Raw genomic sequence first — 26,044 nt, 5'->3', positions numbered from 1 at the left:
TTCTTCAGATCTTGCAGGCATCGCCGCAGTCGTCATCGGCGACAATCGCCTGAGCTTTTTTATCCGCATCGTCGAGACGTTCCGCGTTGCGCTCTTCTGCTTCATCCAGCCCGTTAAAGACTAAGTTATCGAGATCAATTTCCATGTGCCACCTGCGTTATTCAGTTTTTGATACTGGCATAGTATAAGTCAAAAAAAGCGGGCCAGGCACCCCTCAGCACATATGGATAATCCCTGCCATACTCAGTGATTTATTGCTGAGGAAAGCCGATGATTACACTCTGTAAAACCTGCGGTACCGCTTACGATGAACAGCCCAAAAACTGCCCGATTTGCGACGATGAGCGCCAGTATGTCCCGGTGACGGGCCAGACATGGACGGACTTCGACAGCCTTACGACCACGCACACCAACAAATGGCAACAGCTGGAGCCGCAGCTGTTCAGCATCAAAACTGTTCCCTCTTTTGCCATCAACCAGCGGGCGCTTCTGCTGCGTACGCCACAGGGCAATGTTCTGTGGGACTGCATCGCCAATCTTGACCCGGCGACCAGAGCGTTAGTTGACGCGCTCGGGGGGATCAGCGCGATCGCGATTTCGCACCCGCATTACTACACCACCATGCAGGAGTGGGCCGCGGCGTTTAACGCACCGATCTACCTGCACGCCAGCGATCGGCAGTGGGTGATGCGTGACAGCCCGGCGATACGCTTCTGGGAGGAGGACGCCCTGGAGATTATGCCTTTGGTGACTCTGCTGCGGCTGGGCGGGCATTTTGCCGGCGGCACGGTGCTGCACTGGCAGTCAGGCGACGGCGTGCTGCTGGCCGGTGATATTTTGCAGGTTACGCCCGGTAAGGACGCCGTGTCGTTTATGTGGAGTTATCCGAATATGCTGCCGCTGCCTGCCCGCACCGTTGAGTCGGTGATTGGTCGACTGACAGGGAAAACGTACCAGCGCCTGTACGGGGCCTTTGAAGGGCAGAACATCCCGGCGAACGCGGATGAGATCGTGCAGCGGTCGGGCCAGAAATATATTGCTTGTCTCCGCTAAGGTGCGGTGGTTAAATTTTACGAGTGTGATCGCGATCATACCTAAACTAAAACAGATAAAAGAGAAATGGCTATGCAACATATCATTGAAGGTTTTCTCAGCTTTCAAAAAGAGATTTTCCCGCAACGTAAAGAGCTTTTTCGTAGTTTAGCGTCCAGCCAGAATCCCAAAGCGCTGTTCATCTCCTGCTCCGACAGCCGTCTGGTTCCGGAACTGGTTACGCAACAGGAGCCAGGACAGCTCTTTGTCATTCGAAACGCGGGCAACATTGTGCCTCCGTTCGGGCCGGAGCCTGGCGGTGTCTCTGCGACCATCGAATATGCTGTTGTTGCCCTGGGCGTGACCGATATCGTTATTTGCGGCCACTCCAACTGCGGCGCAATGAAGGCGATTGCTGACAATGCCGATCTGGAGCCGATGCCGGCCGTTTCCCACTGGCTGCGCTATTCTGATGCGGCAAAAGCGGTGGTTGAGAAGAAAACATGGGATAAGCCAATCGATAAGGTGAATGCGATGGTGCAGGAGAATGTCTTTGCGCAGCTGAGCAACATCAAGACCCATCCGTCGGTGGCGGTAGGCCTGCGCAACAACGCCATTCGCCTGCACGGCTGGGTATATGACATCGAAAGCGGCAAAATCCTTGCCCTGGACAAGAACACTAAATCGTTCGTGTCGCTGTCGGAAAACCCGGACGTCTTCTTCGAGTAACCCGACCCCGCAGGGCAGGGAAGCTCTGTTAAAATTCCATGAATGGTAACTTCCTTCGCACGCCCGACGCAGGTTTTCCAGCCGCTTTCGCCATCGCTTTACCAATTTCAGCGCACTCAGACAAACCCTGAACAAAGGGATGATCGTGCATCAGCCAGGGGATCGCCCCAAAAGCGATGCGCCCCCGCAGTGATGCAGGCGCCAGCAACGTATAGTCTTCCCCCACGTCCGGGACGTCATCGCCGGTTTCCGCAAGCTGTTTACGCAGGGTGGGGAAGGGAATGTCCTTGTTTCTGAGTGGCTTTTGCCCGCGCGCATCAATAAACACGTCGAAGCGGTAACGCTTTTCTGCCGTGGTGATGACGGTCTGATCGCTGCCGATATCCAGGTCGTAATTATCACCGAGTGCGACCACGCTAATGATCCCTGCCTCGCGCAGCGCCAGTAAACGGCGGATAGACTGCGGTGGAATGGCGGCATAATTATCGATAAACACACGCTCCAGCCCGGATTTAAACCGCTCTCTGTCATGCTCACTGAGTGAAGGGACGATGGCCTGAACCACTTCATGCAGACGAAGCACGGTATAGCGCCAGGCAACGGTGCGTTTTTCGCGCTTGTTGCGCTCCACTTCTTTCAGATTCGCTTCGGCCCAGGTGAAAGGGCCATGCTTTTTACGATCCTCAAACCAGACATCACGAAGCGTGTCGGCATTCAGCGTACCGAGCGATATCGCCTGGCACCAGCGCGGATCGGCCAGCTCGAGCTCTTTCACCATCAGCGCAAAGATGCGGTCAAGCAGCCCGTCCGGGCCTTTGGCGATTTCACTTTCCGCCACAGACTCCGTTAACACGGACAGCGGTTCATAAGGGATAGGGCAGTAAAAGTCGGCCTCCGGCAGAACGCCCGTGCGGGACATCAGCGTGATATTTAACCCTTCGCTGCCTTTATTGACAACGAACTGCTCCCCGCTAAACCGGCCATGCTGCATCACAACCGCCATTGCAGCGTCCAGGCCGCTGAGGGAAGTACCCATGATCCCCACCTCACAGGCTCGGATCTCCGCGTCCATCAGCCCTGACCATGGGCTTGGGAAATATGCGCGGGTGGTTTCATCTTCATCAGGCCAGACGTGGCCGGTGGCGACTACCGCAAGATCAAACCGCCTTGAGAAAGGGGCATCGTTCACTGAAAGGGCCACGCCGTCTGCATCAGCCTTAATATCCGTGACTTCTGCGTTGGGGTGCACCTCGACATGAAAGCCCGACTTTTTCGCCTCAGCAACGACGGCAAGAAACCGATCGTGAAAATATTCACCCAACAGAATACGCGGCAGGAATTGCCGGTCGTGCAGTTTCTCACTGTCGACGTTATAGCGGGCAAGATGGGCCGCACTCTGCTGTTTGAGCCAGTCGAGATAGGTAATAAAAATGGGCGGGATTTCGATACTGGCGATGTTCGCCAGCATCAGCCGGGAATTATCCTCGTCGCTGTAGGGCATCCCGACACCGGGTTGGTCTGCCTTTTCGAACACGGTGATCGAAAGCGGTGCTGCGTTGTTAAGAAGTGAGTAAAAGGTATAAATCCCTGTTGGACCTGAGCCGATAATGGCGATTTTTTTCATCGAAAGCGTTCCTGCATTTCTGAACCATAAAATAAGCGTAGCAGGAGAAAGGTTAAATCATTCAATGAAGGAAAAAATTAAGACGTTTTGAAGAGGGGATGTTGCGCCTCTTCCTGAACTTATGGGAAGGTCAATTCAATTGACCCTGGCTGATTAGATATGATTCTGCCTGATTTCTGAAAGGAAAGACTGTTTGGTCCAAGGTTTAACGATTATCTGTATGTGATGGGGGTTAAAAAGTACGGTAACTTCGCCGGCGGGCTTGACCTGCACAGCGTCAGTGAGGAGAACCAGCTGATTTTATCAGGAGAATTCTCCATCTTACGGTCAGTGTACTTTTTAACATGCAGGCTGATGCCGCCCGTGGAAGACAGCCCTGCTCGGGCTCAAAAGGTGGCATAGCACACTGTACATCGGATGGTCGTTTTGTCTGCAATGACGGAAGTCTGAGCCAGTCGAAGCGATTCTGTTCAGGTTATGGTGCCTCCGAACCGCCCCGGCAGGTAAAACCCTCCCCCTCCGCCAGTGTAAACGTTCTTTGTCTGTTATTCGCACTGATAAGACGCTTGCAGGTGGAAAACCACCTGCAAGCGCTGGACGACCTGTAACAGCGTCTGGCATTAAAGCATGCCGTTCGCACCTTCCGGCTACATGGCGAACTTACTGCATGGCTGGCGTTTATGCTTTCTGCATGAGTGATAAAAGGGAGGGAAAATCATGACCAGGGCTGAAGAGTTTTGTCGTTCCTGAAATGTGAACACTGGCAGATGGATGCGCACGCATCGCTCAAAAAACGATCTTTTTCAGGCGGATACTGAGATCAGAAAAGCATATGACCTTGAACAGTAATCACAATGACTGGAGGGATATGCTAATGAAGCGACAAGATATAAACGCATTAAAGAATTTTGATTTTCTGGCACGCAGTTTTGCCCGTATGTACGCCCTGGGCCAGCCAGTTGATATCGATGCCGTGACCGGCAATATGAGTAATGAACAGCAGGCATGGTTCCGGGAGCGATATGACCACTACCGAAAGCAGGCTGAGCGGGCGAGAGTGATAGAACTGCGATGATGTAACGAATAACGGGCTTAACGGCCCGTTGCGTTTTTTAGGTTCCAGCTACATTTTGCAGGCTCCTGAGGTTGAAATATTGTGCGGTAACCTCATATAGAAAGCGGGTAAGGAATACCTGCCCGTAAGACATGAACTTTTTGAATATTCTTTTTTACTGTTCAGGAGGTACATGATGACTCTGAGAGCTTTTCCCATGTTGAACGATCTCTCCGACTCTCTGTTTGCGGACCGTTTTAACCGTATCGATCGCCTTTTTAGCCAGCTAACCGGCAGTACGCCGTTGCCCTCCACGCCTTCTTACAATATCCGGCGGGTGGGTGATAACCGCTATGAACTGACGCTGAGCGTGCCGGGCTGGAAAGAGAGCGAACTGGAAATTGAAACCGTTGGCGGTCAGCTGAATATCAGCGGTAAACGTGAAGAAGAGAAAACCGAAAACGGCGAAGAAGGGTGGATCCATCGGGGTATCAGCCGCAGCGACTTCCGGGCCAGCTATAGTCTGCCGGAGCATGTGAAAGTAACCGGCGCTTCGCTGGAAAACGGCTTGCTGGCGATTGAATTACACCAGGATATCCCGGAAGAAGAGAAACCGCAGCGCATCGCCATCAACAACAACCCGGCGATTGAACATAAGCCGTAATCATTGATTGACGTTGTTTTCACGCCCGGCAAACGCCGGGCGTTTTGCTAACCTGATGGGGCTTATGCCATTCCGCTTTTCCCGGTACGCGCGGGCTGGAGGTCACTTTCGATGTGCTTAAAAGGTTTGCTGCCTCTGCATGAGGCTGAACGGGAATGAAATGTGCGGGAAAAAAGATTGGTGCGTCTGAATGGACTCGAACCATCGACCCCCACCATGTCAAGGTGGTGCTCTAACCAACTGAGCTACAGACGCAAGATGGTGCGTTCAATTGGACTCGAACCAACGACCCCCACCATGTCAAGGTGGTGCTCTAACCAACTGAGCTATGAACGCATTGTGTTGTCGGTGACAACGGGGACGAATATTAGCGGCACAGCCCCAAGGTGGCAAGAGGGAAAATGCATTTTTCTCTCTGATTTCACGCGATTGCTTCATTACCGCGCAAAGTGAAGAGAAAGTAGCCGCCAGCCGGCGGCTACTGTGTCATTAACGTGCAGCGCGCTGCAAAATTACCGCAGACGGCTGACGTTGCAGGAAGCGCATACGCAGCATCATCATAATGGCCGCAGACGTTAAGCCGATGATAAAGCCCATCCAGAATCCGGCTGGCCCCATGCGATCCACCACCAGATCCGTGAGCGCCAGAATGTACCCGCACGGCAGACCCAGCACCCAGTAAGCGATAAAGGTGATGAAGAAGATGGAACGCGTATCTTTATACCCACGCAGCACGCCGCTGCCAATCACCTGGATGGAGTCAGAGATCTGATAAATGGCCGCCAGCAGCATCAGATGCGAGGCCAGGGTCACTACCTCCGGGTTGTCGTTATAGAGCAGGGCAATTTGCTCACGCAACAGCACGGTAAAGAGCGCGGTACAGACTGCCATGCAGACGCCGACGCCGAGGCCGGTGCGGGCTGCCGTTTGCGCGTCCAGCGTCGAGCCTTGCCCCAGACGGAAGCCCACGCGAATCGTCACCGCGGCGGCCAGGGACATCGGCAGGACGAACATCAAAGAGCTGAAGTTCAGGGCGATCTGGTGTCCTGCGACATCAATAATCCCTAACGGCGAGACCAGCAGGGCGACGACGGCAAACAGCGTCACTTCGAAGAACAGCGCCAGCGCAATGGGTAACCCCAGCTGAATGAGACGGGTCATGAGCGTCCAGTCAGGTGCGCTGAACGAGGTGTCGTTACGAATGTCACGCATGGATCGCGCAAGTTTAATGTAGGTGAGCATACAGCCGAACATCACCCAGTACACCGCAGCCGTTGCCACGCCGCAGCCCACGCCGCCGAGTTCCGGCATGCCAAAATGACCGTAAATGAAGATATAGTTCACGGGAATGTTCACCAGCAAGCCGATAAAGCCCATCACCATGCCCGGCTTGGTTTTTGCCAGCCCTTCACACTGGTTACGTGCCACCTGGAAGAACAGATAGCCGGGGGCGCCCCAGAGCAGGGCGCGCAGATAACCGACCGCCTTATCCGCCAGCGCCGGGTCGATATTATGCATGGCGCGAATAATATACCCGGCGTTCCACAGGACGATCATAATCAGGACGGAGACACCCCCGGCCAGCCAGAAGCCCTGGCGCACCTGATGCGCTACGCGGTCGCGTCGACCGGAGCCGTTAAGCTGCGCGATAACCGGCGTCAGCGCCAGCAGCAGGCCGTGACCAAAAAGAATGGCCGGAAGCCAGATTGAGGTTCCGATCGCCACGGCGGCCATATCGGTGGCGCTGTAACCACCGGCCATTACCGTATCCACAAATCCCATTGCGGTTTGGGCTACCTGCGCGACGATCACCGGTATGGCCAGTGCCAATAACTGACGCGCTTCGATCATATACTTCTGCACGTGAACACCTTTGTATTGTAGTTATTTGAGAGACTAAAAAGGCCGCCGTTACTGGCAGCAAGAAGAAAAAACAGAGGGATGCCAGCTATTGTAGCGGGGTTTAACTAATTATCTAGTGAAAAAATCGCCAGAAATTGCGCATCACTGGCAACCTGTTTTTTCAACTGTTATTGTGGTGGGATTATACGGTGTCATCGCCGTTCGGAATGAACAGGAGCTGTAAGCATGTTTACTGGTATTGTGCAGGGCACTGCCAAAGTGGTGTCCATTGATGAAAAACCGAATTTCCGCACTCACGTAGTTGAGCTGCCTGAATATATGCTCGACGGCATTGAAACCGGGGCGTCGATAGCGCATAACGGCTGCTGCCTGACGGTGACCGAAATTAACGGTAACCAGATTAGCTTTGATTTAATGAAAGAGACGCTGCGTATCACTAACCTGGGTGAGCTGGTGGTGGGAGATATCGTCAACGTGGAACGCGCGGCGAAATTCAGCGATGAGATTGGCGGGCATCTGATGTCGGGCCATATTATGACCACCGCAGAAGTGGCGAAAATCGTGACCTCGGAAAATAACCGTCAAATCTGGTTTAAGGTGCAGGATCCGTCATTAATGAAATACATCCTTTATAAAGGATTTATTGGCATCGATGGGATTAGTCTGACCGTCGGTGAAGTGACGCCAACGCGTTTTTGCGTGCATTTAATTCCTGAAACGCTGCAACGTACTACGCTTGGCGCAAAAAAACTGGGGCAGCGCGTAAATATCGAAATTGATCCCCAGACCCAGGCGGTCGTGGATACCGTTGAGCGCGTACTGGCGGCGAAAGAGGCGGCGATAATTAAAACCATGGAAGAAGAATAAAAAATAACCCCGGTTAACCGGGGTTATTTTTTCAGCGAGCCACACGCAGACCGTGCTCAATCCCACGACTAAACACCACCTGCCACAGCTGTATATCCCGCGCACGGAACGCGCCCGCACAGGCATTCAGATAATAGCTAAACATCCGTTTGAATCGTTCCGAATAGTTGTCGGCGATTTCAGGCCATGCAGCCTGGAAACGTTCATGCCAGGCCATCAGGGTGGTGTCGTAATCTGCGCCGAAGTTATGCCAGTCTTCCACAATAAAATGCGGTTCGCTGGCGTTCGCAATCTGGCGAACAGAGGGTAAACAGCCATTCGGGAAGATATATTTGTTGATCCAGGGATCCACATTGTTATCGGTGCGTTTAGAGCCGATGGTGTGTAGCAGGAAAATTCCCTCAGGCTTCAGGTTACGATCGGCGACCTCGAAGTAAGTCTTGTAGTTCTTCGGCCCCACGTGCTCGAACATACCTACGGAAACAATGCGATCGAACTGCTCGTTCAGGTCGCGGTAGTCCTGAAGCCGAATATCAACATCCAGACCCAGACAGCGTTCCTGCGCCATCTTCTGCTGTTCAGCGGAAATCGTGACGCCGACTACGCTGACGCCGTAATTTTTCGCCATAAACCAGGCAAGACCACCCCAGCCACAGCCGATGTCCAGCACACGCATACCGGGCTGTAACTGCAATTTATCGCAGATCAGTTGCAGCTTGTCCTGCTGCGCCTCTTCCAGGGTCGTCGCTTTTTTCCAGTATCCGCAGGAGTACTGCATGAAAGGATCGAGCATACGGCTGAACAGATCGTTGCCAAGATCGTAATGCTCTTTACCGACGATCCACGCCCGTTTTTTACTTTGCAGATTGAACAGGCGGGCGGAGGCGATACGTAAGGTATCTTTGAAATGACGAGGGAGCTGTTTTTCAAGACCGGCGCGTAATACGCTGGAGAAGAACATATCCAGCCGCTCACACTCCCACCAGCCGTCCATATAGCTTTCACCCAGCCCTAACGACCCCTCCTGTAACACGCGTTTGAAAAAATCGGGATGCTTTATCTGGGGATCGGAGGGGGATGAGCCATTAATCGTAATGCCCGCACGTCCCAACAGTTCACTGACGATCCGGGACCAGTTATCGTCCGGAACGCTGACTTCTTCTATACACGATGAACTCATAGCTTCTCCATCACCTTGCTGTGATCAGAACCTTAAAACAGCGTAGACGCTTTTTTGGTTTGTGAGAAATCTCACGGTAAATGCCCGCGAGGCTAATATCCGACGTAGAACAGAGGAAGGGAGATAACCCTTGCCGAAATGCCTTCCATGGTAAAACGGGAGCGCTCCGGCTCCCGTTAACACTTAATATTTATCGTATTTAATCGAACCAAATTTAGTATAGGCCGCAAAATTTGGTGATTCAACAGAAAATTGTTAGCAACCTAATCACTGGTATTTAACATAGTTTCCCGCGCAATCAGGCGTGCGACGTTTCTGTCTGCGCGTTTTCACTCTGCTCGCGATGGGCTGAGGACTGCATGCGATAGCCCAAACCCGCCAGCGCAACGGTGACCAGCATCACGCTGGTAGTGGTGAGCAGCGGGGTTGCAATCAACGCAGAGACCACGAGACTTGCCAGGAAGCACAGGCCAAGTTGCAGGGTATTTTGCAGCGCGGCAGCGCGGCCTGTCGCCTGCGGAAATGGACGCAACGCCTGGGCTACAACAATAGGGTAGATGGCCCCGTTAGCGATCGCCATGACGCAGAACGGAATCAAAATTTCTGCAAGCCCGGCGCCGGGAATAAAGCCGACAGCCCAGGTCGCAATCACGCTTAGCGCATACAGCACCAGCAGCCAGGGCAGCATCTGTTGGCCTTCCCATTTTTGCAGCGCGGCGCGACAGCCATAGCCACCCACCAGGAAGGCGATGGTCTGTGGTACATAACTCAGGCCGATAGCCGCCGGGCTGTAGCCCATGTCATGCAGAATGAACGGCGAACCGGTTAGCCAGGCAAAGAAGCTGGCAGAGCAGGCAGCATAAATCAGCACGTTACCGCGATAGGCTTTCGACCGCAGTAAAGAGGTAAAGGTGATGGGCTTTGCGTCCGGATGCGTCTCTTTTTTATGCGCAGGTTTAAGCCCGAAAGCAGGCAGCATCAGGACCAGCGTAATAGCAAAGAGCGTGGCGAAAATGGCCTGCCAGTCGAAATGCGCCAGGATCCAGCTGCCCAGTAACGGGGCAAGCGCCGGCGACAGGCCGACCAGCGGCATAATAGTGGCGAATATGCGGTTAGTGCGCGAGGCGGGGTAGTAATCGGTCACCAGCGCCTGCCAGGTCACCGCTGCGGCGCAGACACCGACCGCCTGAATAAAGCGCAGCGCCAGCAACCAGGCGGCATCGCGGACCCACAGCATGCCCAGACAGCCTACGGCAAAAATCGCCAGCCCCAACAACAGGACGGGCTTACGGCCAAAACGATCCGAGAGCGGCCCCCACAGCAATTGCGCAAAAGCAAAGCCAGCGAGGAACAAACTTAAACTGGCGCTGATGGCGGCGGCAGGGGTTTGCAAATCTTCCTGCATCGCGGCAAACGCGGGCAGATACATATCGGTCGCCAAAAAGCCCAGCACGCTTAAGCCGCCGAGCCAGACTAAAAATCCTTTCCTGGGTTGCACTTTTTTTCTCCTGAGGAGGCAGGTGTACGTTGGCGCAGAGTGTAGGGAGTGCAAAGCGGCTTGTGAAACGCTAATATTTGGCGGGTGCATTCAAAAAATTTGCAGGCTAAAGATGTGGTCAGATTATTCCCTTGAAGTGGTTGATGCCGTGGCGCGTAACGGCAGCTTTACCGGTGCCGCCCAGGAGCTGCATCGCGTTCCCTCGGCTATCAGCTATACGGTGCGCCAGCTGGAAGCGTGGCTGGCGGTCCCGCTGTTCGAGCGGCGCCATCGCGACGTGGAGCTCACGCCTGCCGGAGCGTGGTTTTTGAAGGAAGGGCGGTCTGTTATCAAAAAAATGCAGATCACCCGTGAGCAGTGCCAGCAGATCGCCAACGGCTGGCGCGGGCATCTCGCTATCGCGGTGGATAACATCGTTAAGCCGGAGCGGACCCGGCAGATGATCGTCGATTTCTATCGTCATTTTTCCGACGTCGAACTGCGTGTTTCGCAGGAAGTGTTCAACGGCGTCTGGGATGCGCTGGCGGACGGCAGGGCGGAGATGGCGATTGGTGCAACCCAGGCGATCCCGGTTGGGGGGCGCTACGCGTTTCGCGACATGGGCATGCTGAGCTGGACCTGCGTGGTCGCGCGCGATCACCCCCTGGCGGCGCTGGAAGGTCCGCTGAGCGATGACACCTTACGCAACTGGCCCTCGCTGGTGCTGGAAGATACCTCCCGCTCGCTGCCCAAGCGCATTACCTGGCTGCTGGATAATCAGCGCCGCGTGGTCGCGCCGGACTGGGAGTCGTCGGCCACCTGTCTGAGCGCGGGGCTGTGCGTTGGCATGGTGCCGGTGCATTTTGCGCGCCCGCGCATCGATGCGGGAGAGTGGGTGGCCTTGACGCTGGAAAACCCCTTCCCGGATGCCGCGTGCTGTCTGACGTGGCAGCAAAACGACGTCTCGCCCGCCATGGCCTGGCTGCTGGATTATCTGGGCGACAGCGAAACGCTGAACCGGGAGTGGTTGCGGGAACCAGCATAGCTGGCCCCGTAATGATATTAACGACGGTAGTCGCGGAACGGACCGTCCGCAACGGAACGGCGTTCAATCAGGCGCGGGTGGACTTCAATGGACTGGGACTGTTCACGCTTGTTGACGATCCTGTCCAGCAGCATATTGAAGGCCGTTTCACCCAGCGAATCTTTCGGCTGGTGAATGGTGGTCAGCGCCGGGGTAAAGAAGCGGGCGTTGCGCACGTTGTCATAGCCGATCACCGAGATATCCTGCGGGACGCGCAGGCCGAGTTCATCCGCCGCGCAGAGCGCGCCCATCGCCATGATGTCGCCGCCGCAGAACACCGCGGTAGGGCGATGCGGCTGGGAGACGATCTGCTGCATGGCGCGATAGCCCGACTCCGGCTCGAAGTCGCCCTGAACAATCCAGTTTTCCGGCACGGTGATCAGCGCCTCTTCCATCGCTTTCATGAAACCGGCCAGACGGCCAGCTCCGGTGTTACGCTCCAGCGGACCCGGGATCACGCCAATTTCACGATGACCGCGTTCTACCAGATAACGCCCCGCCATGTAGCCGCCTTCAAAGGCGTTATCAATAACGGAGTCGGTAAAGTCTGCGCGCGCTTCGCCCCAGTCCATGACCACCATCGGAATGTGGCGATACTCTTCCAGCATAGAAAGGACCGACTCGGGGTATTCAGAACACATTACCAGCAGGCCGTCGACGCGCTTTTGCGCCATCATTGACAGGTAAGCGCGCTGTTTTTCAATGTTGTTCCACGCGTTGCCCAGAATCAGGGTATAGCCTTTCTGGAAGCAGTTTTTTTCAACGGCTTCGATGATTTCAGCAAAGTAGGCCGCTTCACTGCTGGTGGCCAGCAGGCCAATCGATTTGGTGTGATTAACCTTCAGGCTGCGGGCGACGGCACTTGGCGAGTAGTGCAGTTCTTTGATTGCCGCCCAGACGGCATTACGCGTCTCTTCAGCGACGAAACGCGTTTTGTTAATAACATGTGATACGGTTGTAGTGGAAACGTTTGCGCGTTTTGCTACGTCTTTAATTGTTGCCATTAAATGTCACTCCAGACCATATCCTAAGCTCCTGAAAAAATTGAAGGTAAACGTTTGCCTTCTCTCACCCTTATCACGCAAACATGAGTTGCGACACGCCGGGAAAACGACACAGGACGTCAGGAGGGGGTCAGTGGCCGGTACGCTAATAAATTTAGCGTGGAATTTTGTCCTATCTTGATGAAAAGGGGAAGAGGTAAAGTGGATATCCGCTTAAATCCTGGAAGATTTTTGACCTGAACTGTGTAAAAATGAGCAAGCTCACTTTTCGTAGGGTGAATAAAAGGAGAAAAATTGATGAGTACCGATCTGAAGTTTTCGCTGTTTACCACCATTGTTGTTCTTGCCCTGATTGTTGCGGGTGGTTTAACCGCTGCGCTGCACTGATTCAGGAGGGGGGAGAACCTTCTCCCTCTCTTGCCGCTATTGTTACCTCTCCGGCAAAAATCTTTTGCCAAAATGTTAACTTCTCATTTTTTGTGATTGATGTCATGCTTTTGACTTCTTAGTTCTGTGCCGGGTTATGGCACGGTATCCGGAGTCTCTTCATGAAAATCAATTTTCCCCTGCTGGCCCTGGCGATTGGCGCCTTTGGGATTGGCACCACTGAATTCTCCCCGATGGGGTTATTGCCTGTTATCGCCCGGGGTGTGGATGTCTCTATCCCTGCGGCTGGTATGTTAATTAGCGCCTACGCGATTGGCGTGATGGTGGGCGCGCCGCTGATGACGCTGCTGCTTTCGCACCGCGCTCGCCGCAATGCGCTGATTTTCCTGATGGCGATTTTCACCCTCGGAAATGTGCTTTCCGCGATTTCGCCCGATTACACCACTCTGATGCTTTCGCGCATTCTGACCAGCCTCAACCATGGCGCCTTCTTCGGACTGGGCTCGGTTGTTGCCGCCAGCGTGGTGCCAAAACATAAGCAGGCCAGCGCGGTAGCCACTATGTTCATGGGCCTCACCATCGCTAATATCGGCGGCGTTCCCGCTGCCACCTGGCTGGGAGAAGCCATCGGCTGGCGTATGTCTTTCCTCGCAACCGCCGGACTGGGCGTGGTCGCGATGGTTGCGCTGTTCTTCTCACTGCCGAAAGGAAGTGCGGGAGAACGTCCGGAAGTACGTAAAGAGCTGGCGGTGCTGATGCGTCCTCAGGTGTTGTCCGCGCTGCTTACCACGGTACTGGGGGCCGGGGCGATGTTTACGCTCTACACCTATATCTCCCCGGTGCTGCACGACATTACCCACGCAACGCCACTCTTTGTTACCGCGATGCTGGTGCTGATTGGTGTCGGGTTCTCGATTGGCAACTATCTCGGCGGGAAATTTGCCGACCGCTCCGTCAGTGGAACACTGAAAGGTTTTTTAACGCTGCTGATTGTCATCATGGTGGCGATTCCGTGGCTGGCGCGTAACGAAGTGGGTGCCGCGATTGCCATGGTGGTGTGGGGCGCCGCAACCTTTGCCGTGGTGCCACCGTTGCAGATGCGCGTAATGCGCGTTGCGCACGAAGCGCCGGGGCTCTCTTCGTCGGTGAATATCGGTGCGTTTAACCTGGGCAATGCGCTGGGGGCCGCAGCGGGCGGGGCGGTGATCTCAGGTGGTTTGGGTTACAGCTTTGTGCCGGTGATGGGGGCGATCATTGCCGCACTCGGCCTGCTGCTGGTGATGATGTCTGGTCGTAAACAGCCTGAAGCGGTGTGTACGGCGGAATAAACAAAAACGCAGAAGGGCTGCCCCTTCTGCGTGTCTCTTACGCGGCGAAGTTCTTCGCAACAAATTCCCAGTTAACCAGTGCCCAGAAGTGTTCCAGGTAGTTCGGGCGCGCATTACGGTAATCAATGTAATAGGCGTGTTCCCATACGTCCACGGTCATCAGCGGCGTGGCGCTGGTGGTCAGAGGGGTACCCGCATTAGAAGTGGAAACGATAGCCAGTTTGCCATCAGCCTCTTTTACCAGCCAGGTCCAGCCGGAGCCAAAGTTTTTAACGGCTGCGTCAGTAAACTTCGTTTTAAAATCCGCGAAACTGCCGAACGCGGCGTTAATCGCTGCCGCCAGCTCACCGGTAGGTTCTCCGCCTGCATTGGGGGCCAGGCAGTGCCAGTAGAAGGTGTGGTTCCACACCTGTGCGGCGTTGTTGAATACGCCGCCGTCTGAACTGCGCACGATCTCTTCCAGCGTTTTGCCTTCAAAATCGGTGCCCTTGATCAGATTGTTCAGGTTGGTGACATAGGTCTGGTGATGCTTGCCGTAATGGTACTCCAGGGTTTCCGCGGAAATGTGCGGGGCCAGGGCGTCTTTTGCATACGGTAGTGCAGGTAATTCGAACGACATTGCTTCTCTCCTTATAGTTTTATACGTTGCCAATAACCCTACAGACAACAAGGACAGAATAGCAAATTGAAAGGGTATGCAAAAGAGGAACTTACCCTGCCATGGAGGCGGCAGGGCAGGGTTTAGCGAATGGTTTTTGGCGTCATCACGCGGCGCGCACCCACATAGTGGCGCACCCAATAATCTTCGCTGAGAGAGGTGATCTGAATGTCCTGACCGCTGCGCGGTGACTGGATAAATTTACCGTTACCCACATACACCCCAACGTGATCGGCCGTACCGCGTCCCTGGGTGCGGAAGAACACCAGGTCGCCATTTTGCAGTTCGCCACGGTTTACAGGCGCGGCGTCGCGCAGATGGTACATCTCATTGGCGGTGCGTGGAATGCGAAACTTCACCAGATCTTTATAGGCATAATAAACCAGCCCACTACAGTCAAAACCGGTGCGCGGAGAGGTGCCACCCCAGCGATACGGTTTACCTATTTGCCCCATCAGTTTGTTCATCGCCGTTTTTTGCGCTTTCTGCATACGCGCTTTATGCACGTCAGCCAGTTTCGTCACTTTTGCGCATTTCGTTTTATGGCCTTTGCGCACGGTGCATTTTTCATTCATCAGGCTGGCGGTCGTGCGGGTGGTTTTGTGCGTGCCGGAACGGAGAGTTTTAGTTTTACTGGAGGCGGTCTTTTTGGTCTGAGCGGTGGTTTTCTTCTTTACTGTTTTACTGGTGGTTTTTTTCTTACGTTCTGTGGTTTTTGCCAGATGCGATTTTTGTACAGCAGAATGCCGCGCCTGTTCAGAGGCGTTCGCCGCTGGCGTAAATGAGAGTGTGGTAAACAGTAAAGCACAGAGCGTCATCGAGATTTTAGTTATCCGCGCCACTGGGCAGTCCCCTGATAAATGCAGGCCACAATGCATACCCGCGTGAGATTTACAAAACCTGTCGATTCTAATCCATAAATTCAGAAGAAGTTAATAGCATTTTTCATTCAAAAATTATGTTTCGTTAGCAAGTGCAAAAAAATTCACCATTCTGTCGCACTCCTGTTCGCTCCTTAAGCAAAACCGCACCTCGTCTGGGGATAAACGACATTAGCAATGCAACTTTATGCGATAAGCGATAAAATAATTAGACGTGACAAAAATGTTATTTTCCGATGTCGGCCTGACCCGCTACAATGTCAGACTGATGCCGTAACAGAAGTTAAAGGAAGCAAGACATGAGCACCACTATTGAAAAAATTCAGCGCCAGATCGCTGAAAACCCGATTCTCCTGTACATGAAAGGTTCTCCGAAGCTGCCAAGCTGCGGCTTCTCCGCGCAAGCGGTTCAGGCACTGTCCGCCTGTGGTGAGCGTTTTGCTTACGTTGATATCCTGCAAAACCCGGACATTCGCGCTGAACTGCCAAAATACGCCAACTGGCCGACCTTCCCACAGCTGTGGGTTGATGGTGAACTGGTCGGCGGATGCGACATCCTGATTGAAATGTATCAGCGCGGCGAACTGCAACAGCTGATCAAAGAGACTGCGGCGAAGTATAAAACCGAAGAGCCGGACGCAGAGTAAGTTTTCTGCGGATATAAAAAAGCGACCACATTATGTTGGTCGCTTTTTTTTGTCCTGTGGGGCTATTGATTACCCAACCTACGATTGAAGATCGGCCTCGTCGCCCATCGGCAGCGGCCAGCCGCCGAGACGTTTCCAGCGGTTGACGATCTCACAGAACAGCTCCGCCGTACGCTCGGTGTCGTATAACGCGGAATGCGCCTGGGTGCCGTCAAACGCAATACCCGCCGTGATGCAGGCTTTAGAGAGCACGGTTTGCCCCAGCGCCAGGCCGCTCAGCGCGGCGGTGTCGAAGGTCACAAACGGATGGAATGGATTACGCTTGAGCGAGGCACGCTCGGCGGCAGCCATAGTGAAGCTGTGATCAAAGGTGGCATTGTGGGCCACCATGATGGCGCGGCTACAGTCATTCTCTTTCATGCCTTTGCGCACCATTTTGAAAATGGCGTGCAGCGCCTCGTATTCGCTTACCGCCCCGCGCAGCGGGTTTGTCGGATCGATACCGTTAAAGGCCAGCGCCTCTGGCTGTAAGTTTGCCCCTTCAAAGGGTTCAACGTGGAAATGCAGCGTGGTGTCCGGTACAAGCCAGCCCTGTTCATCCATCTTCAGCGTGATGGCGGCAATCTCAAGCAGCGCATCGGTTTTAGCGTTAAATCCGGCTGTTTCAACATCAATGACAACGGGATAAAAACCACGAAAACGGTCGCACAGACCGGTAAATTGAGCGTTATCGGACATCAGGGTCTCTTACAAGGGGGAAAAAGCAGTGCGCATTATGGCAAATTTTGAGAGGGGATGCAGCAAAACAACGGGCGCAAAGTGCGCCCTGCGGGATCAATTGCCCAGGCCGCGACCAGCGTCTTTGGCTTCGATCAGTTCGATTTTATAACCGTCCGGATCTTCCACAAACGCAATTACGGTGGTACCGCCTTTAACCGGACCGGCTTCACGGGTGACGTTACCGCCATTGCTGCGGATACGTTCGCAGGCTTCGGCGGCGTTATCCACTTCCAGCGCGATGTGGCCGTAAGCCGTACCCAGCTCGTAGCTGTCCACGCCCCAGTTGTAGGTCAGCTCGATGACCGCTTCATCAGATTCCGGGCCGTAACCGACAAACGCCAGGGAGTATTTATATTCCGGATTTTCGCTGGTGCGCAGCAGCTTCATGCCCAGAACGTTAGTGTAGAAATCGATGGAACGTTGCAGGTCGCCAACGCGCAGCATGGTGTGAAGTAGGCGCATAATTTCCTCATTAACCAGTGGAATGGATTATCTTTTTGAACAGAAACGATGTTTTAGTATAGCGGCGAAAGGTCGCCGCTATCAATGTACAAAGCGGGATTACAGTGAAGGGTAGTCGGTATAACCTTCCGCGCCGCCGCCATAGAAGCTTTCAGGACGCTGCGGGTTCAGTTCGGCTTTCTTCTGCAAACGGGCAACCAGATCCGGGTTAGCAATGTAGTCACGGCCAAAGGCCACGGCGTCGATCAGGCCTTTACCGATCAAATCCTCGGCTTTCTCTGCCGTATACGCACCCGCCCCGATAATCACGCCGTGGAAGCGCTCGCGCACTTTCTGACGGAAGGCTTCACTGTAAGGCTTGCCGCCTGCCCAGTCCGGCTCGGACATGTGCAGATAGGCGATACCGCGTTTCGCCAGCTCTTCAATCAGATACAGCGCGTCTGCTTCTTCGTTCGGACCGTTGTCGACGTTCTGGAAAGTACCGATCGGGGAGACACGAATACCAATGCGGTCTGCGCTCCACTCATTACAGACAGCATCCACCACTTCAAGCACCAGACGCGCGCGGTTTTCAACGCTGCCGCCGTACTGGTCGGTACGCTGGTTGGAAGACGGGGACAGGAACTGATGCAGCAGGTAACCGTGCGCAGAGTGAAGCTCAACCAGGTCGAAGCCCGCTTCCCGGGCGTTGGCGACGGCCTGACGGAAATCATTCACGATACCCGGGATCTCGTCCAGCTCCAGCGCGCGTGGCGTGGTGGTGTCGACGCGGATCGCATTACCGTTTTCATCGCGCAGGGAAGTGCGGGTATTGGCGTTCAGGGCAGAGGCAGAAACCGGCGCCTGACCGCCAGGCTGGATGCTGCTGTGTGAGATACGACCGGTGTGCCACAGCTGAACCGCAATACGGCCATCTTCAGCATGCACGCCTGCGGTGATTTTTTTCCATGCGGCGATCTGTTCCGGGCTGTGCAGACCCGGTGCACCGGCGTAGCCTTTTGCCTGAGCAGAAATCTGCGTGGCTTCGGAGATAATCAGGCCCGCGCTGGCGCGCTGGCGGTAATACTCACCCATCAATGGCGTTGGGATATCGCCCGGCTCGATGCTGCGCAGACGGGTAAGTGGGGCCATAAACACGCGGTTTGGGGCAGTAACGGCACCCACTTTCAGTGGGGTAAACAGCTTTTCAGCGGACATAACGGCTCCTGAGTAGACCAGTCGACTAGTAAAAGGGTAAATAAAAACGCCGGCTACACGCCAGGCGCTGTAATACAGTTTTTCACATGCGCCAGCGCGCTTTCGAGCGGCACGGCGCTGCGAGACATTTTTGCTTGCAGGTTGGCGCCTAACCAGAGGGAATAGAGCACCTGTGCCTGCGTGAGCGGATCGCCGGAGAAGGAGAGCGTTTTTTCATTGCGCCCGCTCTCCAGCGCCTGAGCCAACAGGGCAATCACGCCGCTGGCCCCTTTATCCATTGCGGTGCGCATATCTTCGGAGAGATCGCACACTTCGGCAGACAGTTTTACCGTCAGGCAGCCGCTGATGATGCCCTGCTGACAGAACTGCGTCAGCGTTTCCTGATAGTAGTTCAGAACACGATCCCGGTAGTCACCTTCACCGCTGGCGAAGTGGGTTGCCAGGCGCTGATGGTAGCTGGCGTAGTGCCGCTCCAGCATGGCAACGCCAAACGCCTCTTTGGATCGAAAATAGTGATAAAACGATCCCTTAGGTACTTCAGCGGTTTTTAACAATTCGCTCAGCCCCATACCGGTAAACCCGCGATGCATGCAAAGGCGCTCGCCGGTAGCCAGCAAATGTTCTCGTGTATCGTGTTCAGTGTGTCTGCTCATGCCCTTACTCTAATAGACCGTTCGGTCTAATGCAAGCCCGCTTAGCGACGACATTGCGACAGAATATCCAGCTGCGGTTGATAAACCGCTGATTTCACGTCCATCATGCCCAGAACGGTGGCGAATAAATTGTCCTGTGAAACCGCCTCTTTTGCGGCATGGTCACGCAGGCAATCCGTGTTTACGCCGAAGTTTTTCGCATAATCCGGGGAGAGCCAGAACATAAACGGAATATGCGTTTGCTGCTCCGGGGCCAGCATATACGGCGTACCGTGCAGGTAAATTCCGCTTTCGCCCAGCGATTCACCGTGATCGGAGAGGTAAATGAGCGCCGTGTTCATGTTGGCCTGCCGGGCTTTTAGCGCGTCGATGGTTCGGCTGACCACGCTGTCGGTATACAAAATCGAGTTGTCATAGGTATTGATCAGCGACTGATGATCGCAATCCTGAATTTCATTGGTATCGCAGGTTGGGGTGAACTTGCGAAAGCTGTCCGGATAACGGTTGTAGTAGGCCGGACCGTGGCTGCCCATCAGATGAATAACCAGAACCGTATCCTGCTTTATTCCATCCAGTACGTTGTCCAGACGGTAGAGGTTGACGTCGTCGATACAGGATTTGTCCTTACAGAACTGATCCAGTTTCCACTGGGTCATGTCCGTGTGCGGCACGCGGTCGCAGGCGCCTTTACACCCGCCGTCGTTGTCGCGCCACAGCAGGTTGAAACCGGCATGGTTAAGTACATCGAGCAGACCTTCCTGGTGATGGGCGAGGTCCGCGTCATATTTTTTCCGCGTCATGCCGGAGAACATGCAGGGGACGGAAACGGCGGTTTCCGTGCCACAGGAGGAGGCCTGGGGGAAGTTGATGACATCCTGCTTTTTCAGCTCGGGGTTGGTTTCACGCGGGTAACCATTTAACGAGTAGTTTGCGGCGCGGGAGGCTTCGCCCACCACCACAATCAGCACGGTTTTCTTGCGTTGGCTGGAAATCAGCGCGCCTTTATGAGCATCCTCGCCAATGCGGACCAGCGTCTGGTCGCCGGCAAACCAGCGCATTTTGCTGTATTTCACCACGGCGCTCACGTAATTCGCCGGGGTGACCATTTTGACGATGCTTTTGTTATTGCGGAACAGCGAAGCATAGTCTTTATAAAACACCGCCGCGACCAGGATGATCACCAGCAACGCGCCCAGCATAGCGGCGACACGCGTCAGGAGGGCATACCACCATTTTCCGGTGCGAATGCGCGTCAGGGCTAAAATAATCGATGGAACCAGACCCGCAACGGCCAGCCACAGGATCATCTGCGGCGTCACCAGGGCAGTCGCTTCCTGGGAATTAGTTTCGAACACGTTCACAATCATGTTCTGATCGATAACCGTGCCATAGGTATACATAAACCAGGTCGCGGCGGCGCATCCCAGGGTCAGGACAATCATGAGCGGCTTGCGAATAAAGGGAATATTCAGCAGGCTGAAGACAATCACCCAGCCGCAGAACAGCACCAGCGGCACGCTGGCAGCAAACAGGAGATCGTGCAGATGCGCAGGCGCAATGATTGACCAGCTGCGCTGGATAAACAGTGCATTCAGTACGGTGAAGAAAAGTGCACAGCCCAGAGTAAATTTTATATCGTTACAGTGTAACTTTTTAGTGAACCACATGATGACCAGACCATTCGTTATATCAATGCGGCGAGTATAAGAAGGGAAGATTAGCGAAACCTTAATGCTCTGTTTGTGGCGGACATCCTTGCATGCAAGCCATTTAGGGTCTTCACTGTAGGGAATAATGACGTTCTGGAGGTAGGTGTGGCAGAGCAACTGGAGTTTTTCCCTGTCCAGAGCCCGTGCCGGGGTATTTGCCAGGTAGATGAACGAGGATACTGTCGTGGCTGCATGCGCACGCGCGATGAACGTTTTAACTGGCAAAATTTCAGCGACGCGCAAAAGCAGGAGGTCTTACGGCTCTGTCGACAGCGTCTGCTGCGTAAAATTCGTGCAAACAAAGCGGTTGAAAGCGAAGAACCTCAGCAACCTTCACTGTTTTAGCAGGGTAATTGCGTATACTGGTGACATGACTTCCTTGAGGAAAATGTTATGGTTCAGCGTATTACCCTTGCCCCGCAGGGCCCGGAGTTCTCCCGATTTGTTATGGGCTACTGGCGCCTTATGGACTGGAATATGTCTCCGGTCCAGCTGGCGGACTTTATAGAAGAGCATCTCGATCTCGGGATCACCACCGTCGATCACGCTGATATTTATGGCGGCTATCAGTGCGAGGCTGCCTTTGGCGAAGCGCTGAAGCGTGCGCCGGCGCTGCGTGAACGTATGGAGATTGTGACCAAATGCGGTATTGCCACCACAGCAAAACCGGAGCATGCGCTTGGGCATTACATCACTGACAGCGCGCATATCGTTAAAAGCGCCGAGCAGTCACTGATTAACCTGGCCACCGATCGTATCGACCTGCTGCTGATCCACCGACCCGATCCGTTGATGGATGCGGATGAGGTCGCGGAAGCCTTCCTGACGCTGCACCAGAGCGGCAAAGTGCGCCATTTTGGCGTGTCTAACTTCACCCCGGCACAGTTTGCGCTATTGCAGTCTCGCCTGCCGTTTACGCTGGCGACGAATCAGGTGGAGATCTCGCCTGTTCATCAGCCGCTGCTGCTGGATGGCACGCTCGACCAACTGCAACAGCTGCGCATCCGTCCAATGGCATGGTCCTGTCTGGGAGGCGGCCGCCTGTTTAACGATGAGGCATTCCAGCCGCTGCGTAACGAGCTTGAAACGGTGGCGCGCGAACTGAATGCGGAGAGTATCGAGCAGGTGGTTTACGCCTGGATCCTGTGCCTGCCGTCTAAACCGCTGCCAATTATTGGCTCCGGCAAAATTGAGCGCGTCCGCGCTGCGCTTGTGGCTGAGGAGCTGGATATGACGCGTCAGCAGTGGTTCCGCATCCGCAAGGCGGCGCTGGGCTACGACGTACCCTGAGCACGCCTGAACCTGACTTTCCGGTGAAATCTGCGCCGCTGGTATAGACTTAAGGTGCAAAAAATAACCCGTGGAGGTCTTATGAAGCGTTTTGCTCTGGCAATGGTCACGCTGGTTGTTTGCGCAGGTGCGCATGCAGCCAGCGAGGACGTTGAAATGAATCTCGTCACTTCTCAGGGGGTAGGCCAGTCCATCGGGACGGTGAAAATCACCGAAACCGATAAAGGGCTGGAATTTGCTCCCGATCTCAAGGCTCTTCCACCCGGCGAACATGGTTTTCACGTTCATGCCAAAGGCAGCTGTCAACCCGCGATGAAAGAGGGGAAACCAACAGCTGCGGAAGCCGCAGGGGGGCATCTCGACCCGCACAACTCCGGTAAGCATGAAGGCCCGGAAGGGATGGGGCACCTCGGCGATTTGCCGGTGCTGGTGGTAAATAACGATGGTAAAGCCACCGATCCGGTTGTGGCGCCACGACTCAAAAAGCTTGACGAGGTCAAAGGCAAGGCGCTGATGGTCCACGTGGGCGGCGATAACATGTCCGATCAGCCTAAACCGCTTGGCGGCGGCGGGGCGCGCTATGCCTGCGGGGTGATCTGATCGCCAATCGTACCGGGTGGCGGCGCCTGTTCAAGCTGTGACAGGGAGCAGTGCAGCCGCCAGATAATGGACGCCAGATCGCGGGCCGCAGGCTGATGATGGTGCGCCAGCGCGTCGCAAATACGCTGAAGCTCGGCGAGCGTGACGCTCAGGGGGCGCTGCTGCACCCCGCGCTCGCTCATTACATCTCGGAGCATGGAAATACAGTTATCACGGACCTGCGACAGCGGATCGGAACGCGTCTCCCAGGCGCGCAGTTGCCACACCACGTGCGAACAGTTTAACAGCACCACGCCCCAGCGCAGCAGCCAGCGACGGGAGAGTGAATCCTGGCTGTTGTTCAGCTGGCTGACATGATGGTAAACCAGCGATTCATACTCGCTTTCGCGCAGATGCGGCCTGCGGCTCAGCTGATCGACAAAACCCCTGCGCAACTCCCGAATATGCCTGCGGCTTTTACGCGCGTCCGAGCCCGGGCGTAGCACAGCGAAAGCCAGCCACGCCAGCCCCACGCCGAGGATCTTCGCCAGGTTGTCGTTGAGAAAATCAGCGTAATCGTAAACCGGTGGATTCGTTACAGAGATAAATGAGCCCATAAAAACAATCAACTGACCCCACAGACCGGCCAGTTTAGGCATTTGCAGTTTGAGCAACTGCATGGTGGTTAATAGCGGGAAGAGAAACAGCAGAAATTGCCAGAGGTCGGTTATCTGCACCATCAAACCAAATTTCACCACGAAGCTGAATAGCGACAGCAGTACCAGCGTACGCAGCAGAAGCGTCAGGGAATTAAAGGGGGAAGCGGCGACGGAATAGAGCACGCAGCTGATTGCCGCAAGCGTCAGGGCCGCACTGCCCGCATCCCATTGCGTGGTGATGGCCCATGCGCCCACGGCCGTCAACGCGCAAAACGTACGAAAACCGCTCCACAGCGCCTCCATTGCGTCGGTATGCCGCGCCAGAGCAGGACTACCGGGAACGGAAAATTCGGTGACGGGCGTGGCATTTTCGACGGCTTTTAACCAGCGGCTGCTGCGCAGATACAGGCGGCAGAAATAGTTCAGACGCTGCCAGAAGGCACGGTGCCTGTAGTCATATTCATCCGTTGGGGCGAGCGGCGCGATAATGCGGGCCACGGTATAGATATCGGCATCCGGACGCGCAAGAGCGGCGAGCAGCGCCTCGATAATCTCCCGGGTATGGGCTGGCGGTGCAGGCCAGTTCAGCAACATCCGGCGAAGGCTCGAGATCGCGCTCGTCATCCGCAATTGCTGGTGCAGTAAATAGTTCAGAAGCGTGTTCTGGCGACGAAAACGGTAGTGGCTCCAGAAAGCCTGGATGCGCAACAGGTTCATGGTCAGGATCTGGCCGATGACCTTTTCGTGCGCGAGGCGGATATCATCGCTGCTGTCAGGCTGCCAGAGCAGGCTGGCATGTTCCAGCAAACGTGCGTGCATCGTTTTAAGGGCGGTGATAAGCGTAGTGCCATCTGAGGTACTGGGCAGGATCATCATCATGACGCCCCCGCACAGAATGCCAACCATCACTTCACACACGCGTGCCTGGGCGATATCCCACAGCTCGGTGGTATCCAGCACGTTGACGACCGGAAAGGCGATAATGGCCGCGGTGTAACCCGCCAGCTGAAACGCATAGGCAACGTTATTGGTAAAATGGGCGCAGGCCCAGGTACACAGCCCCAGCCATGCCGACATGCTTAACAGAAAGAGCCAGGGATCGTTCAGGGTATGGCCGGCAAGAAGCAGTGCGGCGGTTGCCCCCAGCAGGCTACCCGCCACGCGCCCGAGGCTTTTACTGATAACGCCCCCGACGGTAGGGAAGCTGACGACCGCCGCAGAGGTCATCGCCCAGTAAGGCTCATCCAGATTCAGATAATAGGCAACCGTAAGCGCAAGGCACATGGCGATGCCGTTGCGCAGCGCGTAACGCCACTGCGGCCGTGTCGCTTTTATCCACGGCGTATTGCGCCAGGAGAAAGCCCCCAGGTTCATCATCGCGATCCGATGGCGACGGTGCAGGTTGTGCCAGAGACCAGGGTAATGTCTTTCGGCAGTTGATCAAACTCGACGCGAACAGGCACCCGCTGAGCCAGGCGCACCCACGGGACGTTGGGTTTGATGTCAGGCACCAGGCCAGAATCGGTTTCCACGCTCTGATCGTATATTGCCCGACCTATGCTGCTAACGTGACCCTGTAACGTTTCTGCGCCGCTGTAAAGCGTGATCCGGGCAGGCGCACCCTCGCGGATATGGCGCAGCTTGGTCTCTTCAAAATAACCTACAACATAGAAAGAGTGGCTATCGACCAGGGCGAAGACCGGCTGGCCTGTGGTGGCGTAATCACCCACACGGGTAGACAGGCTCGTGATCCATCCATCCACCGGGGCTTTGACCACGGTCTGGGTCAGTTGCCACTCGGCCTGTTTCAGCGTTGCCTCTGCAACCTTCAGGCTGGCCTGCATGGCTTTTACATTGATATTGGCGGTATCGAGATCTTCCGCAGAGATGTAATTTCTCGACAGATGGCGGCGGCGTTCGGCTTCGTTATTGGCTTTTGCCAGATCTGATTGAGCTTTTGCGAGCTGCGCCTGGGCATTAAGCACCGCAATGTGGAAAGGGGTCTCATCGATACGGAATAGCACATCGCCCGCATGAACGTACTGGTTGTCCTTCACCAGCAGCGCGCTGATACTGCCGGACACCTGTGGCGTGATGCTGACCTGTTCCGCGCGGATCTTACCGTCACGCGTCCAGGGCGACTGCATGTAATAATTCCAGAGCCACCAGCCGGCCATCACCGCCAGCGCTAAAACGAAAAGAGTGGAAAAATATTTTAACGTTTTCAATGCTATTC

27 protein-coding genes, 2 tRNA genes and 1 pseudogene are annotated in these 26,044 nt (G+C 54.9%); 13 read left to right on the top strand and 17 right to left on the bottom strand.

Features of this window, described 5'->3' with window-relative positions:
* Positions 1–4: 4 nt before the first annotated feature.
* Positions 5–145, bottom strand: coding sequence for a hypothetical protein (locus tag H2Z33_RS21325; RefSeq protein WP_003857665.1), 141 nt, complete (start codon positions 143–145; stop codon positions 5–7).
* A gap of 125 nt (positions 146–270) precedes the next feature.
* On the opposite strand from H2Z33_RS21325, the gene H2Z33_RS21320 reads away from it, so the two are divergent.
* On the top strand, positions 271–1,053 hold the full coding sequence (locus H2Z33_RS21320; RefSeq protein WP_063135085.1) for an MBL fold metallo-hydrolase: 783 nt from the start codon (positions 271–273) through the stop codon (positions 1,051–1,053).
* Between the two features lie 72 nt (positions 1,054–1,125).
* The gene (locus H2Z33_RS21315) at positions 1,126–1,761 is read left to right on the top strand and encodes a carbonic anhydrase (RefSeq protein WP_015570694.1); all 636 of its coding nucleotides are present in this window, start codon (positions 1,126–1,128) and stop codon (positions 1,759–1,761) included.
* Positions 1,762–1,789: 28 nt separating this feature from the next.
* Here H2Z33_RS21315 and H2Z33_RS21310 read toward each other — a convergent pair whose 3' ends face one another.
* On the bottom strand, positions 1,790–3,385 hold the full coding sequence (locus tag H2Z33_RS21310) for an FAD-NAD(P)-binding protein (RefSeq protein ID WP_058689427.1): 1,596 nt from the start codon (positions 3,383–3,385) through the stop codon (positions 1,790–1,792).
* Between the two features lie 344 nt (positions 3,386–3,729).
* Here H2Z33_RS21310 and H2Z33_RS23505 point away from each other — a divergent pair.
* The 3 genes and pseudogenes from H2Z33_RS23505 to H2Z33_RS21300 all read left to right on the top strand — a co-directional run.
* Positions 3,730–3,858: pseudogene (locus H2Z33_RS23505) on the top strand (hypothetical protein); the annotation flags it as partial.
* A gap of 401 nt (positions 3,859–4,259) precedes the next feature.
* On the top strand, positions 4,260–4,460 hold the full coding sequence (glgS, locus tag H2Z33_RS21305) for a cell surface composition regulator GlgS (protein WP_026080713.1): 201 nt from the start codon (positions 4,260–4,262) through the stop codon (positions 4,458–4,460).
* A 172-nt stretch (positions 4,461–4,632) separates the two neighbouring features.
* The gene (locus H2Z33_RS21300; protein WP_026080712.1) at positions 4,633–5,103 is read left to right on the top strand and encodes an Hsp20 family protein; all 471 of its coding nucleotides are present in this window, start codon (positions 4,633–4,635) and stop codon (positions 5,101–5,103) included.
* A 178-nt stretch (positions 5,104–5,281) separates the two neighbouring features.
* On the opposite strand, the gene H2Z33_RS21295 is transcribed toward H2Z33_RS21300, so the two are convergent.
* The 3 genes from H2Z33_RS21295 to mdtK all read right to left on the bottom strand — a co-directional run bounded on the left by H2Z33_RS21295 (position 5,282) and on the right by mdtK (position 6,966).
* Positions 5,282–5,358 (bottom strand) — tRNA-Val (locus H2Z33_RS21295).
* 4 nt (positions 5,359–5,362) lie between these two features.
* Positions 5,363–5,439, bottom strand: a tRNA-Val gene (locus H2Z33_RS21290).
* Between the two features lie 153 nt (positions 5,440–5,592).
* Complete coding sequence (gene mdtK / locus H2Z33_RS21285) at positions 5,593–6,966, bottom strand: MdtK family multidrug efflux MATE transporter (RefSeq protein ID WP_063866935.1); 1,374 nt, start codon at positions 6,964–6,966, stop codon at positions 5,593–5,595.
* A gap of 225 nt (positions 6,967–7,191) precedes the next feature.
* Here mdtK and H2Z33_RS21280 point away from each other — a divergent pair, with 225 nt between their 5' ends.
* Positions 7,192–7,833, top strand: a complete 642-nt coding sequence (locus H2Z33_RS21280) for a riboflavin synthase (protein WP_015570688.1) — start codon at positions 7,192–7,194, stop codon at positions 7,831–7,833.
* 31 nt (positions 7,834–7,864) lie between these two features.
* Here the strand turns inward: H2Z33_RS21280 and cfa are convergent, their stop codons facing one another.
* Both cfa and punC read right to left on the bottom strand, forming a co-directional pair.
* Positions 7,865–9,013, bottom strand: a complete 1,149-nt coding sequence (gene cfa / locus H2Z33_RS21275) for a cyclopropane fatty acyl phospholipid synthase (RefSeq protein WP_032653339.1) — start codon at positions 9,011–9,013, stop codon at positions 7,865–7,867.
* Positions 9,014–9,311: 298 nt separating this feature from the next.
* A complete protein-coding gene (punC, locus tag H2Z33_RS21270; RefSeq protein ID WP_023296385.1) occupies positions 9,312–10,511 on the bottom strand; it encodes a purine nucleoside transporter PunC in 1,200 nt (399 codons plus the stop codon).
* Between the two features lie 112 nt (positions 10,512–10,623).
* On the opposite strand from punC, the gene punR reads away from it, so the two are divergent.
* The gene (punR, locus tag H2Z33_RS21265) at positions 10,624–11,535 is read left to right on the top strand and encodes a DNA-binding transcriptional activator PunR (protein ID WP_003857638.1); all 912 of its coding nucleotides are present in this window, start codon (positions 10,624–10,626) and stop codon (positions 11,533–11,535) included.
* Positions 11,536–11,552: 17 nt separating this feature from the next.
* Here punR and purR read toward each other — a convergent pair whose 3' ends face one another.
* Positions 11,553–12,578, bottom strand: a complete 1,026-nt coding sequence (gene purR, locus H2Z33_RS21260) for an HTH-type transcriptional repressor PurR (RefSeq protein ID WP_003857634.1) — start codon at positions 12,576–12,578, stop codon at positions 11,553–11,555.
* 297 nt (positions 12,579–12,875) lie between these two features.
* Between purR and H2Z33_RS21255 the strand changes: the two genes are divergently transcribed.
* Positions 12,876–12,965: a YnhF family membrane protein gene (locus H2Z33_RS21255; protein ID WP_003857632.1), complete on the top strand. Its 90-nt coding sequence runs from the start codon at positions 12,876–12,878 to the stop codon at positions 12,963–12,965.
* A gap of 161 nt (positions 12,966–13,126) precedes the next feature.
* Positions 13,127–14,293 carry an MFS transporter gene (locus H2Z33_RS21250; RefSeq protein ID WP_017384607.1) on the top strand — a complete coding sequence of 389 codons (1,167 nt, stop codon included), beginning with the start codon at positions 13,127–13,129 and terminating at the stop codon, positions 14,291–14,293.
* 37 nt (positions 14,294–14,330) lie between these two features.
* Here the strand turns inward: H2Z33_RS21250 and sodB are convergent, their stop codons facing one another.
* Together sodB and H2Z33_RS21240 are read right to left on the bottom strand one after the other, a co-directional pair.
* On the bottom strand, positions 14,331–14,912 hold the full coding sequence (gene sodB, locus H2Z33_RS21245) for a superoxide dismutase [Fe] (RefSeq protein WP_023296387.1): 582 nt from the start codon (positions 14,910–14,912) through the stop codon (positions 14,331–14,333).
* 122 nt (positions 14,913–15,034) lie between these two features.
* The gene (locus H2Z33_RS21240) at positions 15,035–15,793 is read right to left on the bottom strand and encodes a C40 family peptidase (RefSeq protein WP_063135087.1); all 759 of its coding nucleotides are present in this window, start codon (positions 15,791–15,793) and stop codon (positions 15,035–15,037) included.
* A gap of 338 nt (positions 15,794–16,131) precedes the next feature.
* On the opposite strand from H2Z33_RS21240, the gene grxD reads away from it, so the two are divergent.
* Positions 16,132–16,479: a monothiol glutaredoxin 4 gene (gene grxD, locus H2Z33_RS21235; protein WP_003832760.1), complete on the top strand. Its 348-nt coding sequence runs from the start codon at positions 16,132–16,134 to the stop codon at positions 16,477–16,479.
* Between the two features lie 78 nt (positions 16,480–16,557).
* Here the strand turns inward: grxD and rnt are convergent, their stop codons facing one another.
* The 5 genes from rnt to eptA all read right to left on the bottom strand — a co-directional run bounded on the left by rnt (position 16,558) and on the right by eptA (position 21,238).
* On the bottom strand, positions 16,558–17,217 hold the full coding sequence (rnt, locus tag H2Z33_RS21230) for a ribonuclease T (protein ID WP_003857625.1): 660 nt from the start codon (positions 17,215–17,217) through the stop codon (positions 16,558–16,560).
* Positions 17,218–17,313: 96 nt separating this feature from the next.
* Complete coding sequence (gene gloA, locus H2Z33_RS21225) at positions 17,314–17,721, bottom strand: lactoylglutathione lyase (RefSeq protein ID WP_003857623.1); 408 nt, start codon at positions 17,719–17,721, stop codon at positions 17,314–17,316.
* Positions 17,722–17,820: 99 nt separating this feature from the next.
* A complete protein-coding gene (locus tag H2Z33_RS21220) occupies positions 17,821–18,918 on the bottom strand; it encodes an alkene reductase (RefSeq protein ID WP_015570682.1) in 1,098 nt (365 codons plus the stop codon).
* Positions 18,919–18,971: 53 nt separating this feature from the next.
* Entirely contained in the window at positions 18,972–19,571 is a 600-nt protein-coding gene (locus tag H2Z33_RS21215) for a TetR/AcrR family transcriptional regulator (protein WP_017384602.1), read from the bottom strand.
* Between the two features lie 41 nt (positions 19,572–19,612).
* Positions 19,613–21,238, bottom strand: coding sequence for a phosphoethanolamine transferase EptA (gene eptA, locus H2Z33_RS21210; protein WP_026094312.1), 1,626 nt, complete (start codon positions 21,236–21,238; stop codon positions 19,613–19,615).
* Positions 21,239–21,385: 147 nt separating this feature from the next.
* Between eptA and H2Z33_RS21205 the strand changes: the two genes are divergently transcribed.
* From H2Z33_RS21205 to sodC, 3 genes are all read left to right on the top strand, one after another.
* The gene (locus H2Z33_RS21205) at positions 21,386–21,625 is read left to right on the top strand and encodes a DUF1289 domain-containing protein (RefSeq protein WP_017384600.1); all 240 of its coding nucleotides are present in this window, start codon (positions 21,386–21,388) and stop codon (positions 21,623–21,625) included.
* 48 nt (positions 21,626–21,673) lie between these two features.
* Positions 21,674–22,570, top strand: coding sequence for an aldo/keto reductase (locus H2Z33_RS21200; protein WP_017693550.1), 897 nt, complete (start codon positions 21,674–21,676; stop codon positions 22,568–22,570).
* 81 nt (positions 22,571–22,651) lie between these two features.
* Positions 22,652–23,170, top strand: a complete 519-nt coding sequence (sodC, locus tag H2Z33_RS21195) for a superoxide dismutase [Cu-Zn] SodC (protein WP_015570677.1) — start codon at positions 22,652–22,654, stop codon at positions 23,168–23,170.
* Here the strand turns inward: sodC and H2Z33_RS21190 are convergent.
* Both H2Z33_RS21190 and H2Z33_RS21185 read right to left on the bottom strand, forming a co-directional pair.
* The gene (locus tag H2Z33_RS21190) at positions 23,149–25,182 is read right to left on the bottom strand and encodes an FUSC family protein (protein ID WP_026080711.1); all 2,034 of its coding nucleotides are present in this window, start codon (positions 25,180–25,182) and stop codon (positions 23,149–23,151) included. The genes sodC and H2Z33_RS21190 overlap by 22 nt on opposite strands.
* Entirely contained in the window at positions 25,182–26,042 is an 861-nt protein-coding gene (locus H2Z33_RS21185) for an HlyD family secretion protein (protein WP_026080710.1), read from the bottom strand. Before H2Z33_RS21185 ends, H2Z33_RS21190 begins: the two co-directional genes overlap by 1 nt.
* Positions 26,043–26,044: the final 2 nt, after the last annotated feature.

This window comes from Enterobacter sp. YSU, from assembly GCF_016082135.1.
Lineage (GTDB): Bacteria > Pseudomonadota > Gammaproteobacteria > Enterobacterales > Enterobacteriaceae > Enterobacter > Enterobacter hormaechei_C.
Note: the sequence above shows the minus strand (reverse complement) of the source record. Positions and strands in the feature narration are given on the sequence as shown.